Origin of the sequence: Actinomadura macrotermitis (assembly GCF_009604375.1) — a bacterium.
Lineage (GTDB): Bacteria > Actinomycetota > Actinomycetes > Streptosporangiales > Streptosporangiaceae > Spirillospora > Spirillospora macrotermitis.
Window position 1 is genome coordinate 694,478 of sequence record NZ_WEGH01000005.1, and the last position, 12,835, is coordinate 707,312.

Sequence of the window (12,835 nt, forward strand, 5' to 3'; positions counted from 1 at the left end):
TCGGAATGTCCCGCATGAGCGGTTCCCCGGGCCGGCGCGGTCAATCCCCCCGGCCGGTGTGACCCGCGCCAACACGGGCCGGGCCGACACGGGCCGGGCCGACACGGGCCGGGCCGACACGGGCCGGGCCGACACGGGCCGGGCCGACACGGGCCGGGCCGGCGGGGCCGTCAGCGGCCCGCCGCCTTGGCCACCAGCGCCTCGAACAGCCGCCGGTCCTCGCCCTCCTCGGGGTGCCACTGCACGCCGATCCCGAACGGATGGCCCTGCAGCTCGACCGCCTCGACCACCTGGTCCTCGGCCCAGGCGACCGGGGCCAGCCCCTTGCCGAGCCGGGCGACGGCCTGGTGGTGGTAGGTGGGCACGTCCGCGGCGTCGCCGAGGATCTTCCCGACCGTGCTGTTCGCGCTGATCTGGACCCGGTGCGTGCCGATCATGCCGATCGCGGGGCGGTGCCCCTCGTGCCCCACCGCCTCGGGCAGGTGCTGGACGAGGGTGCCGCCGCAGGCCACGTTGAGCACCTGCATGCCCCGGCAGACCGCCAGGAACGGCAGGCCCGCGTCGAGCACGGCGCGCACGAGCGCCAGCTCGTAGCGGTCGCGCTGCGGCTGGGGCGGGCCGGTCTCGGTGTGCCGGGCCGCGCCGTACAGCTGCGGGTCCACGTCCGCGCCGCCGGCGAGCACGATGCCGTCCAGCCGGGAGGCCACCGCCTGCAGGCCGCGCAGGCCCGCGGTCGGCGGCAGCAGCACCGGTATGCCGCCCGAGCGCTCGACCGCGCGCAGGTACGGGGCCGGCAGCAGGGCCGCCTCGCGCACCCAGGTGCCCCAGCGGGCCGGTTCGAGATAGGTGGTCACGCCGATGAGCGGCGGCGCGCCGCCGGCCGGGGTATGGGGGCCGGGAGCCCCCTGGCTCGCCTCTGGCATGCGTGTCTTCCCCTCTGGTGAGACTCGGCCGCGGTTCACCGACCGCCGCGCACTGGTCCGTCACCTTCGCCAGGTCATCATGGCGCATCGGCCGCATCAGGGGCCTCCGCCACCCCATCCGGGCCGCCGCGGACCCCCGTCCGCGCGGCCCGGCGTGGGCGCCGGCGTGTCACGTGCCCGGGCCCGGAATGCCCCCGCGGTCCCGTCCGCACCCCCTCCCCCGATGCTCCCTCCATGATCCCGCGTGACCGCGAATTCGGAAACCCCCACCGCGGGATGAGAATCGTCCCCCGCGTCGGAACGCCTTCTTCCACCGCCGCGACAATGCCGGAACACGCGCCGCCCTAAGGCTTTCCATGTCATCCGAATCGGCCCGGGCGATCATCTTTCGGACCGGCAATTCCCATACCGATCAGTATCCTTCCTCCAAACACGAATAACATGATTACGGAGAATCATAGGTTCGTCACTCTTAGCAATGATCGGCGCCGCTTGCCGCGAATCGGTTGAGTACCAGGGACTTTCGGTGCGAGAATCTCAGTGAGCCGGGCAGCCGGGGGCGCCCGAAGGCGCCGGGGAACCCCGGATCCGGCCATCGGAACATTGGGGGCGTGTGCGACAAATGTCCTTGGAACCCCGAATCATCAAAGAGACTTTCTCCCGACTGGAACTGTCCGGGGACAAGGCGGCCGCGTATTTCTACGGCCGGCTGTTCGCGGAGAACCCCCGCCTGCGCGCGTTGTTCCCGCCCGCGATGGACATGCAGCGCGACCGGCTCTTCCAGGCCCTCACCACGATCGTGTTCAGCCTGGACAATCCCATGACGCTGGACTCCTATCTGGCCCGGCTCGGCCGCGACCACCGCAAGTTCGGGGTGCGGCGCGAGCACTACCCGGCGGTCGGCTCCGCCCTCCTGGCGACGCTGCGCCGGTTCGCCGGCGACGGCTGGTCGCCCGAGGCCGAGGCGGCCTGGGCCGCCGCCTACGCCCGCGCCGCCGCCACGATGATGGAGGCGGCCGAGCGGGACGCCGAGCAGAACCCGCCCTGGTGGGTCGCCGAGGTCGTCGACCACGACCGGCGCGGCCCCGACCTGGCGGTGCTCACGCTGCGGCCCGGCCGGCCGCTGCCGTTCGCCGCCGGGCAGTACGTCACCGTCCAGACCGCCCGCTGGCCGCGGGTGTGGCGCCCCTACTCGGTCGCCAACGCGCCGCGCGCCGACGGGCTGCTGCGGCTGCAGGTGCGGGCGGTGCCGGGCGGCTGGGTGAGCGGCGCGCTGGTGCGGCACACCGCGGCCGGCGACTCGCTGCTGCTCGGCCCGGCGCTGGGCGCGATGACCCTGGACGCCGACTCCGGCCGCGACCTGCTGCTGGTCGCCGGCGGCACCGGGCTGGCCCCGCTGAAGGCCGTCGCCGAGCAGGCGATCGGGTCCGGCCGGCGCCGCGACGTCCACCTGCTGGTCGGGGCGCGCACCGAGCGCGACCTGTACGACCTGCCGGGCCTGCGGCTGCTGGAGTCCACCTGCCCGTGGCTGCGGGTGACGCCGGTGGTGTCGGACGATCCCGGCTTCGACGGCATGCGCGGCACGCTGCCGGAGGTGCTGGACCGCCTCCACGACCTGGAGGACCGCGACGTCTACGTGTCGGGCCCGGCCGGGATGACCAGGCGGGCGGTGAGCGTGCTGCAGCGCCTCGGCGTCCCCCTGGACCGCCTTCACCACGACCTGCTGGAGACCGAGGGCGTCCCCGTGCCCGCCGCCCCCGGAACCGGGCCTGAGAGCGTGTCCGAAACCGGCTCCGGAACCGGGCGGGTCCCGGTGCCCGCCCGCCGGGGCTGCCCCGCCGCCGGGTAGCGCCCGGCCCCCCGAACGGCCCCGGCCTGATGCGCGGTCAGGCCGGGGCCCCTTGTCACTTGAGCGTCGGACTGTAAGAAATCCCTTGTCAACAGTGGCGCAAATCATACGGATGTGAGTACGGTTCACCTTCAAAGATCACCCAGGCGGTGTCCCCGGCCCCCGAGCGGGCGGGGGACCGGTGCACCATCCCCCCGCGCACCGCCTGTACCGATCTGTGTCACCGCTCAGGAGAGTGCGCATGACCGTAAGTGCTCGACGTCTGGCCGCGCTGGCCCTCACCGTGCCCCTCGGGCTCGGCCTCACGGCCCAGACGGCTTCGGCCGCCCCCAAGCCGAAGCAGAAGAACCGCATCAGCACGCTGGCCGCCAAGACCGGTGCCCGCACCGTGTCGCCGAAGTCGGTGGCCGACGAACTGCCGCCGGTCGACTTCCGCGACTGCCCGCAGGTGCTGCCCGTCGGCATCGACCCGGCCACCGCCTGGTGCAACCTGCTCATCACCACCGGCGACGAGATCACCATGGGCAAGATCGTGCAGCCGCTCGACAAGCCCATGACGATCACCCAGCTCCTCTACGCCGACCCGGTGACCGGCGCCGAGGTCGTCAAGACCGTCGCGGTGCGGGCGCCCCAGCTGCGGGTCCCCGGCGGCGTGCTCGGCATCCCCGGCACCGACGACGTGTTCCCGCTGCTCCGGCTGGACGCCGGGGTCGAGCTCGACAAGGTCGAGACGGACCTGCCCAACATGCGCGTGGGGCTCGGCATGCGGGTCAAGGTCGGCAACCCGCTGCTCGGCGACAAGTGCTACATCGGCAGCAAGACGCAGCCGATCAACCTGAACCTGGCGATCGACCCGGGCAAGCTGGAGTACATCCCGACCACGCCGCCGCTGCTGAAGGCCGTGTCCACCGACAACGGCTTCGCGGTGCCCGGCGCGTCGGGCTGCGGTCTGCTCGACCCCATCGTCAACTTCCGCGCCGGGCTGCCGTCCGCGGCCGGCGCCAACAAGGCGACGATGGTCAGCTACCTGACCGCCAAGCCCTACACCGAGCTCAAGCTCGCTCGGCGCTAGTCCCTCCCGCGCGGGCGGGCCGGCCTACCGGCGGGCCCGCTCGCGCAGGAAGTCCCTGGTCCGCTCGTCGGCCGGGTAGAACGACTCGATCGCGAGCTCGGCGAGCGTGATGTCCACCGGCGTGCCGAACGTGGCGACCGTGGTGAAGAACGACAGGTCCACGCCGTCCCGCCGCACCCGCAGCGGCACCAGCACGTCGTTCCCCGTCGGCGGCGCGAACGCCTCGCCGACCGGCCCGGCGCCCGGATAGTCCCGCAGCTCCCGGTACAGGGCGGTGAGCGAGGCGTCGGCGGTCAGCGCCACGTGCCGCCGCACCCGGTCGATCATGTGCGCGCGCCACTCCCCCAGGTTCAGGATGCTGCGCGCCATCCCGTCCGGGTGCATGCTGAGCCGCAGCACGTTGAGCGGCGGCTCCAGCAGCTCGGGCGGCGCGCCCTCCATGAACAGCCCCGCCGCCGCGTTGGCGTCGACCAGGTTCCAGAACCGGTCGACCACCACCGCCGGATAGGGGTCGTGGGCGTCCAGGATCCGCCGCAGCGCCGCCCGCACCGCGTCCATCCGCGGCTCCTCCATGCCGGTCTCGGCGTACACCGGCGCGTACCCGGCCGACACCAGCAGCAGGTTCCGGTCGCGCAGCGGCACCTCCAGGTGCTCGGCCAGCCGCAGCACCATCTCACGGCTCGGCGCGGACCGGCCGGTCTCCACGAAGCTGAGGTGCCGGGTGGAGACGTCGGCGTCGGAGGCGAGTTCCAGCTGGCTCAGCCGGCGGCGCTGCCGCCACGCGCGCAGCTGCTCGCCGACCGGCCGGACGTCACTGAGGGAGGTCGTCATCGTCGTCACCTCGCCGACGCTAGCGGCAGCGGGGTCACCGCGGCGATGACGTGGGAGGTAACGGGCGGCCGCCTTTACATTGTAGATTCATTACCCGCGCCCAGGTGCCCGTCCAGGAAGCCGAAGATCCGCTCCCACGCCTCCGGCGCGAACTCGCGCCCCTCGCCGAGACCGAGCACGACCTTGGCGACCGGCATGAGCGGCGCGGGCGCCGTCGTCCCGGTGAGGAAGCTGTGCCCGGCCCCGGGGTACTCCTTCACGTCGTGCGTGACGCCGGCGATCGTCAGGGCCCGCTCCAGCTTGCCCGCGGCGCCGCGCAGGCTGTTGTCCTTGCCGCCGTAGCTCGCCACGATCGGGCAGGCGCCCTCCAGCACCTTCTCCGCGTGCCGCGGCAGGATGCCGTAGTTGGCCGCGGCGGCCTGGAAGTCGTACCGGGCGGCGGCGACGAGCGCGAAGCCGCCGCCCATGCAGAACCCGACGACGCCGACCTTGCCGGTGCAGTCCTCGCGCCCGGCGAGCCAGACACGGGCCGCCTCGATGTAGTCGTAGGACGGGCCGCGCCGCCGCAGCATCTCCAGCATCGTCTTGCGGATGCAGCGATACCACGGCGCGCCGTCATAGAGGTCGGGCAGGACCGCCAGATACCCCTGCGCGGCGAAGCGGTCGGCCTGGTCGCGCATATCGGCGACCCCGCCGAGCGCCTCGAACACGATGACCACGGCGGGCCAGGGCCCCTCCCCCTCGGGGACGGCGAGGTAGGCGGGCCGCTGCCGCGCCCCCACGGGAACAGTGATGTCTGCCATCCCCGCACCCTCCCGCCACAAGGTGCCCCCTGCCCAGCCCCGGGCCTTATGACGCGGGACACACCTGGCGCGGCCGGGTCAGGGGCAGACGCGGCCGTTGGCCTCGAAGGCGGCGTGGGTCAGCGGCATCAGCGCCGCCCACTGCTCCTCCATCCGCTCGGCGACCATCTCGATCTCGCGCTGCGGGAACGAGGGGAAGGCCGAGTCCTCGCGCTTGACGCGCAGCGACAGGAAGTTCATCAGGGCGCGCGCGTTGCAGGTGGCGTACATCGAGGAGTACAGGCCGACCGGCAGGACGGTGCGGGCGACCTCGCGGGCGACGCCGGCGTCGAGCATCTCGGTGTAGGCGCGGTAGGCCTGCCGGCAGCTCTCCTTGGTGGCCTCGGTGACCAGCTTGTACTGCTCGGGGGTGCCGTCGACGAAGACGTACTTGCCGGGGCGGCCCTCCTGCACGAGCTTGCGCTCGGGCGAGGGCACGTAGAAGACCGGCTCCAGGCGGCGGTAACGGCCGCTCTCCTCGTTGTAGGAGAACGTGCGGTGCCGCATGAACTCGCGGAAGACGAAGATCGGCGCCTGCACGTAGAAGGTCATCGAGGAGTGCTCGAAGGGGGTGCCGTGCCGGTCGCGCATCAGGAAGTTGATGAGGCCCTTGGACCGCTCGGGGTCGGCCTCGATCTCGGCCAGCGAGCTCTCGCCCTTGGTGGAGACCCGGGCGGCCCACAGCACGTCGGCGTCGGAGGCGGCCGACTTGATCAACTCCACCGTCACGTCGTCGCGGAACTCGATCTCGTTCACGTTGCCGTCCGCCATCGGGACTCCCCTCGTCCATGCCTCACAAGCCTCCGACACTGTAGTCCCGGAGGGTGACGCGCCGGACTGCTCCTTGCGTAATGTCCGTCTCAGGGAGACGCTGCTGGCAAGATGGGACGCGTCCTGTTCTGTGCCCTTTCCGGGAGGTGGCCGTGGCTCAGCGGACCGAGCTGAAGGTGCTGGGCGCGTGCCCGCTGGACTGCCCGGACGGGTGCTCCTGGGTGGTGACGGTCAAGGACGGCGCGGCCGTCGGGCTGCGCGGCAACCCCGACCACCCCTACACGCGCGGCGCGCTCTGCACCAAGGTGAACCGGTGGCTGGAGCACGCCGCGCAGCCGGACCGGATCCTGCACCCGATGCGGCGCGTCGGCCGCAAGGGCGAGGGCCGGTTCGAGCGGATCTCCTGGGACGAGGCCCTGGACGAGATCGCCACCAGGCTGGGACGGGTCGTGGCCGAGCACGGCGGCGAGGCGATCTGGCCGTACTGGGGCACCGGCACGCTCGGCTACCTGCAGGGCCTGGAGGGGCAGGCGGGGCGGCGGTTCTTCAACGTGCTCGGCGCCTCAGAGCACGACGCCAACATCTGCTCGGCCGCGGGCGGCGCCGGGCTGACGTACACGGTCGGCTCGGCCGGCGGGATGGACCCCGAGGACCTGGCGCACAGCCGGCTGATCCTGCTGTGGGGCACCAACCCGCTGACCAGCGGCCACCACGTGTGGAAGTTCGTGCAGGCCGCGCGGCGCGCCGGGGCGCACCTGGTCGCGATCGACCCGGTCGCCACCCGCACCGCCAAGCAGGCCGACGAGCACCTGGCGCCGCTGCCGGGCACCGATGCGGCGCTCGCGCTCGGCCTGCTGAACGTGGTCGTCGGGCTCGGCGCGCAGGACGAGGAGTACCTGGCGCGGCACACGCTCGGCTGGGCGGAGCTGAAGGAGCGGATCGAGGGGTTCCCGCCGGAGAAGGCCGCCGAGATCACCGGGGTCCCGGCGGAGCGGATCGTGGCGCTCGGCGAGCGGATCGCGCGCACCCGGCCGACCGCGATCCGCGCCACGCAGGGGTTGCAGCGGCACGCGGGCGGCGGCGCGGCGCTCCGCCTGCTCGCCTGTGTCCCCGGCGTGACGGGCGACTGGGGGCGGCGCGGCGGCGGCCTGACGTACTCGACCTCCGCGCACATGAAGCTCGACCGGGCCGCGCTGGCCTGCGACGACCTGCGCCCCGGCCCGGTGCGCACGCTGTCGATGAGCCGGCTCGGCGAGGGCCTGCTGGAGGCCGACCCGCCGGTGCAGGCGCTGTTCGTCATCGCCGCCAACCCGGTCACCAGCACCCCGCACCAGAACAAGATCCGCGCCGGTCTGGCCCGCGAGGACCTGTTCACCGTCGTGCTGGAGCAGTTCCCGACCGACACCACCGACTACGCCGACATCGTGCTGCCCGCGACGATGCAGCACGAGCACGCCGACCTCAACGACGGCTACGGGCATTTGTACCTGGCGTGGAACGAGCCGGCGGTCGCTCCGCCCGGCGAGTGCCTGCCGACGACCGAGACGTTCCGGCGGCTCGCCCGGCGGATGGGCCTCACCGAGCCGAGCCTGCAGGACTCCGACGAGGAGCTCGCCGGGCAGGCGCTCTCCTCGGGCCACCCGTGGCTGGAGGGGATCACCCTGGAGCGGCTGCGCAAGGAGGGGTTCGTCCGGCTGGCGGTGCCCGACCCGTTCCTGCCGTACGCGGACGGCTTCCCGACGCCGTCGGGCCGGCTGGAGTTCCGGTCCGAGCGCGCCGCCCGCGACGGGCACGACCCGCTGGCCGGGTACACCCCGCCCGCCGAGGTCGCCGATCCCGAGCGGGCCCGCGCCTACCCGCTCGCGCTGATCTCGGCGGCGTCCCACCACTTCCTCAACACCGTGTTCGGCAGCAACGACGAGCTGCGGCGCCGGTCGGGCGGCCCGGCGCTGCGGATGCACCCGGGCGACGCGGCGGCGCGCGGCCTGGCCGACGGGCAGCGGGTGCGGATCGGCAACGACCGGGGCGCGTTCGAGGCGGTGCTGCAGGTCACCGAGGACGTCCGGCCGGGCGTGGCCGCGACCACCAAGGGGCACTGGGCCAAGTTCGCCGGCGGCGCGGGCGTCAACGCGGTGGTCGACGAGCGCGACACCGACCTCGGCGGCGGGCCGGTGTTCCACGATGTGCGGGTCGAGGTCACCGCGATCCCGGGTACCTGAGCGCGAAGATCATCGGGACCGGTACGGTAGCGCCCGAACGGAGGGCGTCATGACGATGCAGGCTGACCTGGAGCAGGCGCGCAGATACGAGCGCCAAGGCCGATCGGACGAGGCGGCGGCGGTCTACTCCGGCCTCGCGCGCGCCCTGCAGGAGGGCGGCGACTGGCCGACGGCGATCGTGGTGCGCGCCCGCCTCGCCCGGGTCCTGGCGGATTCGGGGAACTCCGCGCAGGCCCTGCGCAACCTCGCCACCGCCGACCAGGCGCTCGCCCGGCTGCCCGCGGACGCCGCCGCCGGGCCCCGCGCGGCCGTGGACGCGCAGGCCGCGCACGTGCTGGCGGCCGCGGGCCGCACCGCCGAGGCCGCGCGCCGCGCCTGGGCCGCCACGACCGGCCACCTGGCGCTCGGCGACCGGGCGCGGGCGGACCGGGCGGCGGTGCACGCCGCCAAGCTGATCGTGAAGGACGCCGGGCCGCGCGGCGCGCTGGAGCCGCTGCGCGCGCTGCTCGCCCTCCTGCCGCCCGGCGACGGGCACCACCGCGTCGCCGCGCTGCTCGCGGGCGCCGAGCGCCGGCCCGACCGGATCTACGACGTGCTGGTCACCGACATCGACGCGCCGGTCTGGGGCCGGCTCGCCGGCGCCCTCGCGGTCGGCGCGCACCTGGCCGTCGGCAACGGCGTGGCGTGGAACACCATGCTCGGCGACCGCTCCCCCGAGGCCGACCGCCACCTGCTGGAGCGCGACTGGGGGATCACCGGCGCGGCCGGCTGGCGCGAGCAGGCCGACGAGCTGCTGAAGGCCGAGAACAGCGACCCGCGCGTGCACGCCGTCCTGCTGCAGCGCCGGCGCGGCATGCGCGAGCGCGACTGGCGGGAGGCGATCGTCGCCTGGGCCCGCGAGTACGACTTCGAGGACGCGGTCATCGGGGACCTGTTCGCCATCGCCGACGTGGTGCAGCGCTACGAGGCCCGGTTCCGCGCCGACGGGCTGCTGGCCCCCGACGGGCGGGTCGACAGCGTCCACGGCTACGACTACGGCCGGGCCGTCAACCTCGCCCGCTGGGGGCTGAACGCCCGCTTCTGCGACGCCGAGGCCGCGGAGGAGGTCGTCCTGCGGGCGGCGCACCTGGCCGGCCAGGCCTACGACTCCTGGACGTCGTTCTCGACCGGGTACATCCTCGGCAGGATGCTGAAGTTCGACCGCGGGGAGTTCGGCGAGATGTACGAGGAGTCGCTCCTCGGGCACCGGATCCTCATCGAGGATCCGGAGAGCCCGTGGCGCCTTCTGGCGTGGGGCTGACCAGCGCGTCGATCTCCGCGAGGACCTCGGCGCGGCCGGCCTCGTCCAGCGACGAGGCCGCCACGCCGTTGCGGGCCAGGTCGGCCAGTCCCTGCGGGCCGATCCCGAACGTCCGCGCGACGGCCCGGTACTCGCCGGTCAGCGTGGTGCCGAACATGGGCGGGTCGTCGCTGTTCAGCGTGACGAACAGGCCCTCCTCCAGCATCCGCGGCAGCGGGTGGTCGCCCAGGGAGGCGACCTGCCCGGTGCACACGTTGGAGGTCGGGCACACCTCCAGGGGGATCCGCGTCTCGCGCAGGTGCGCGACCAGGCGCGGGTCGGCCAGGCAGTTGGTGCCGTGCCCGATCCGCTCGGCGCCGAGGCCGTCCAGGGCCTCCCAGATCGTCTCGGGGCCGGTCATCTCGCCGGCGTGCGGCAGGCTGCGCAGCCCGGCGGCGCGGGCGGCGCGGAAGGCGTCGCGGAACGCGTCCCGGTGCGGGGCGCGCATCTGCTCGATGCCGCCGATGCCGAACCCGATCAGCGCCTCGGGCGGGTGGTCCAGGGCGTGGCGCAGGGTGCCGCGGGCGCCCTCGGCGCCGAACTCGCCGGGGATGTCGAAGATGTAGGCGACGCGGATGCCGTGCAGCTCGCGGGCCCGGCGGACGGCCAGGTCGAGCGCCTCGGTGATCTCGGGCATCGGCATGCCGGCCCGCTGGTGGGTGTAGGGGGTGACGGTGAGGTCGACGTAGCGCACGTTCTGCGCGGCGAGGTCGCGGGCGACGCCGAGGACGAGCGTCGCCACGTCCTCGGGGGTGCGCACCAGCGACGACACCGCCTCGTACACCTCGGCGAAGTGCGGGAAGTCGCGGAAGACGTAGAAGTCGCGCAGCTCGCGCTCGCCGGTCGGGACGGGCCCGCCGGGGTGGCGGCGGGCGAGCTCCAGCACGGTCGGCACCGAGGCGGAGCCGACCAGGTGGACGTGCAGCTCGACCTTGGGCAGGGCGTCGATGAAGGCGTTCAGGGAGGTGTTCTCAGTCAGCACGCTGAGGACGCTAACAACCGGAACGGCCCCGCTGACAGAGAAAAGGCCGTTATCTCACACGAGAATGTCAGAATAGGGGGATGCGTGCGTCCCGGCTCATCTCCCTCGTCCTGTTGCTGCAGTCACGGGCGTCGATGACGGCCGCCGAACTGGCGCGTGAGCTCGAGGTTTCCGAACGGACCGTCTACCGGGACGTGGAGGCGCTGTCGGCGGCGGGCGTCCCGGTCTACGCCGAGCAGGGCCGTCACGGCGGGTACCGCCTCGTCGACGGCTACCGGACCCGGCTGACGGGCCTCAGCCGCGAGGAGGCCGAGGCGCTGTTCCTGGCCGGCCTGCCCGGCCCCGCCGGGGACATGGGCCTGGCCGACGCGGCCGCCGCCGCCGAGCTGAAGGTCCTCGCCGCGCTCCCGGCCTCGCTGCGCGACGCCCCCGCCCGCACCGGGCGGCGCTTCCACCTGGACGCGCCGGGCTGGTTCGGGGAGGCCGGGCCGCCGCCGCGGCTGCGCGAGCTGGCCGCGGCGGTCTGGCGCGACGAGACCGTGGAGCTGCGCTACCGCAAGAGCGGGGACGGCGAGGTCGTCCGCACCGTGCAGCCGTACGGGCTCGTGCTGAAGAACGGCGTCTGGTATCTGGTCGCCCGCGTCGGGGACGCCCACCGCACCTACCGGGTGGACCGGGTCGCCGCGGTGCGGCCCACCGGCGAGGCCTTCGACCGGGACGAGGGCTTCGACCTGCCGGGCCACTGGCGCGAGCAGGCGGAGGCGTTCCTGCGGTCGATGCTGCGCGGGCGCGCCGTCGTCCGGCTGAGCCCGGCCGGGATGCGCGCGCTGCGGCACGCGGTGGAGCCGTACGCGGCGCGGCGGGCCGCCGAGGCGGCCGGGGAACCCGGTCCGGACGGGTGGGTGGTCACCACGCTGCCGGTCGAGTCCCCCGAGGTCGCCTTCGGCGAGCTGCTGCGGCTCGGCCCCGAGGTGGAGGTGCTGGAGCCGCCGGAGCTGCGCGCCCGGGTCGCCGAGGCGGCGGCCCGCCTCGCCGCGCTCTACCGGTAGCCGGTGGTGTCGGCGGGCCTGCCGGGGACCACCACCTCCTCGATGTAGCGCCAGGAGTCCGGGCGGCTGCCGTCGGTGTCGGTGAACCCGTACACCCGGGCGAGGCCGCCGCTGGACTGCGAGGTGCCGTTCCAGCGGTGCCGGCCCGGGTCGGCGGCGAGGGCCGCGACGGCCCGGCCGACGAACGTCGGCGACTCGGAGATGGCGAAGTGCGGCTCCTTCGCCAGCGCGTCGCGCCAGGTCTCCTCGGTCACGCCGAAGGTGTCCAGCATCTCCTCCGACCGCAGCCATCCCGGGCTGACCGACAGGGCGGTGCAGCCGTGCGGGGCGATCTCGGCGGCCTGGGAGAGGCCGAGCCGGAGCACCGACCACTTGGCCAGGTCGTAGAACAGGCCGGGCTCCTTGCGGTACTCGGCGTTGGTCTCGGCGGTGCCGTCGGTGACCTCCACGACCAGGCCGCCGGGGTTGCGGACCAGCAGGGGCAGTGCGAGATGGCTGGTGATCAGGTGGGTCTCCACGGCCAGCCGCAGCATCCGCAGCCCCTGGTCCAGGGGCCGCTCCCAGAAGGGCACGTCGAAGGCGACGAACGGCTCGGCGCCCCAGATGTCGTTGACCAGGACGTCCAGCCGCCCCTGCTCGGCGTCGATCCGCGCGACCAGCGCGGCGACCTGGTCCGGTTCCAGGTGGTCGGTGCGGACCGGGACGCCCCTGCCGCCGGCGGCGGTGACCAGTTCGGCGGTCTCCTCGATGGTCTCGGGCCGGTCCAGCTCCGAGCGGCCCGCCCGGGTGCTGCGGCCGGTGACGTACACGGTGGCGCCCCGCTCGCCGAGCGCCACCGCGATGCCGCGGCCCGCGCCCCGGGTGCCGCCGGCGACCAGGGCGGTCTTTCCTGTGAGTGCTTCGTCCATGCCCCCATGCTCGCCGCGATACCTGACATCCTCTGTCAGATATCGCGGCG

11 protein-coding genes are annotated in these 12,835 nt (G+C 73.9%); 5 read left to right on the forward strand and 6 right to left on the reverse strand.

From position 1 onward, the window contains the following. Positions 1-170: 170 nt before the first annotated feature. A complete protein-coding gene (locus ACRB68_RS35995; RefSeq protein ID WP_153540512.1) occupies positions 171-923 on the reverse strand; it encodes a gamma-glutamyl-gamma-aminobutyrate hydrolase family protein in 753 nt (250 codons plus the stop codon). Positions 924-1,545: 622 nt separating this feature from the next. On the opposite strand from ACRB68_RS35995, the gene ACRB68_RS36000 reads away from it, so the two are divergent. Then, positions 1,546-2,772 carry a globin domain-containing protein gene (locus ACRB68_RS36000; protein ID WP_153540514.1) on the forward strand — a complete coding sequence of 409 codons (1,227 nt, stop codon included), beginning with the start codon at positions 1,546-1,548 and terminating at the stop codon, positions 2,770-2,772. A gap of 241 nt (positions 2,773-3,013) precedes the next feature. Next, complete coding sequence (locus tag ACRB68_RS36005) at positions 3,014-3,844, forward strand: hypothetical protein (protein WP_153540516.1); 831 nt, start codon at positions 3,014-3,016, stop codon at positions 3,842-3,844. A gap of 24 nt (positions 3,845-3,868) precedes the next feature. On the opposite strand, the gene ACRB68_RS36010 is transcribed toward ACRB68_RS36005, so the two are convergent. The 3 genes from ACRB68_RS36010 to thyX form a co-directional block, all read right to left on the reverse strand. Continuing rightward, positions 3,869-4,675, reverse strand: coding sequence for a helix-turn-helix domain-containing protein (locus ACRB68_RS36010; protein WP_153540518.1), 807 nt, complete (start codon positions 4,673-4,675; stop codon positions 3,869-3,871). Positions 4,676-4,749: 74 nt separating this feature from the next. Beyond that, on the reverse strand, positions 4,750-5,478 hold the full coding sequence (locus tag ACRB68_RS36015) for a dienelactone hydrolase family protein (protein ID WP_153540520.1): 729 nt from the start codon (positions 5,476-5,478) through the stop codon (positions 4,750-4,752). A 78-nt stretch (positions 5,479-5,556) separates the two neighbouring features. Continuing rightward, positions 5,557-6,288 carry an FAD-dependent thymidylate synthase gene (gene thyX, locus ACRB68_RS36020; protein ID WP_153540522.1) on the reverse strand — a complete coding sequence of 244 codons (732 nt, stop codon included), beginning with the start codon at positions 6,286-6,288 and terminating at the stop codon, positions 5,557-5,559. Positions 6,289-6,440: 152 nt separating this feature from the next. On the opposite strand from thyX, the gene ACRB68_RS36025 reads away from it, so the two are divergent. Both ACRB68_RS36025 and ACRB68_RS36030 read left to right on the forward strand, forming a co-directional pair. Further along, positions 6,441-8,507, forward strand: coding sequence for a molybdopterin-containing oxidoreductase family protein (locus tag ACRB68_RS36025; RefSeq protein WP_328595213.1), 2,067 nt, complete (start codon positions 6,441-6,443; stop codon positions 8,505-8,507). Between the two features lie 49 nt (positions 8,508-8,556). Continuing rightward, the gene (locus ACRB68_RS36030; RefSeq protein WP_153540526.1) at positions 8,557-9,807 is read left to right on the forward strand and encodes a DUF1266 domain-containing protein; all 1,251 of its coding nucleotides are present in this window, start codon (positions 8,557-8,559) and stop codon (positions 9,805-9,807) included. Here the strand turns inward: ACRB68_RS36030 and add are convergent. Beyond that, entirely contained in the window at positions 9,761-10,828 is a 1,068-nt protein-coding gene (gene add, locus ACRB68_RS36035) for an adenosine deaminase (RefSeq protein ID WP_328595214.1), read from the reverse strand. The two genes, ACRB68_RS36030 and add, sit on opposite strands and share 47 nt — an antisense overlap. An 80-nt stretch (positions 10,829-10,908) precedes the next feature. Between add and ACRB68_RS36040 the strand changes: the two genes are divergently transcribed. Beyond that, on the forward strand, positions 10,909-11,877 hold the full coding sequence (locus tag ACRB68_RS36040) for a helix-turn-helix transcriptional regulator (RefSeq protein ID WP_153540528.1): 969 nt from the start codon (positions 10,909-10,911) through the stop codon (positions 11,875-11,877). On the opposite strand, the gene ACRB68_RS36045 is transcribed toward ACRB68_RS36040, so the two are convergent. Continuing rightward, positions 11,868-12,785 (reverse strand): SDR family oxidoreductase, encoded by a 918-nt coding sequence (locus tag ACRB68_RS36045; protein WP_153540530.1) that lies wholly within the window; start codon positions 12,783-12,785, stop codon positions 11,868-11,870. The genes ACRB68_RS36040 and ACRB68_RS36045 overlap by 10 nt on opposite strands. Positions 12,786-12,835 lie beyond the last annotated feature (50 nt).

Bases quoted from the DNA above. Each gene is read 5' to 3' on its own strand.
- thyX (WP_153540522.1), bottom strand. From the start codon at position 6,288: ATGGCGGACGGCAACGTGAACGAGATCGAGTTCCGCGACGACGTGACG.
- ACRB68_RS36030 (WP_153540526.1), top strand. From the start codon at position 8,557: ATGACGATGCAGGCTGACCTGGAGCAGGCGCGCAGATACGAGCGCCAA.
- ACRB68_RS36040 (WP_153540528.1), top strand. From the start codon at position 10,909: ATGCGTGCGTCCCGGCTCATCTCCCTCGTCCTGTTGCTGCAGTCACGG.
- ACRB68_RS36045 (WP_153540530.1), bottom strand. From the start codon at position 12,785: ATGGACGAAGCACTCACAGGAAAGACCGCCCTGGTCGCCGGCGGCACC.
- ACRB68_RS35995 (WP_153540512.1), bottom strand. From the start codon at position 923: ATGCCAGAGGCGAGCCAGGGGGCTCCCGGCCCCCATACCCCGGCCGGC.
- ACRB68_RS36000 (WP_153540514.1), top strand. From the start codon at position 1,546: ATGTCCTTGGAACCCCGAATCATCAAAGAGACTTTCTCCCGACTGGAA.
- ACRB68_RS36010 (WP_153540518.1), bottom strand. From the start codon at position 4,675: ATGACGACCTCCCTCAGTGACGTCCGGCCGGTCGGCGAGCAGCTGCGC.
- ACRB68_RS36005 (WP_153540516.1), top strand. From the start codon at position 3,014: ATGACCGTAAGTGCTCGACGTCTGGCCGCGCTGGCCCTCACCGTGCCC.
- ACRB68_RS36015 (WP_153540520.1), bottom strand. From the start codon at position 5,478: ATGGCAGACATCACTGTTCCCGTGGGGGCGCGGCAGCGGCCCGCCTAC.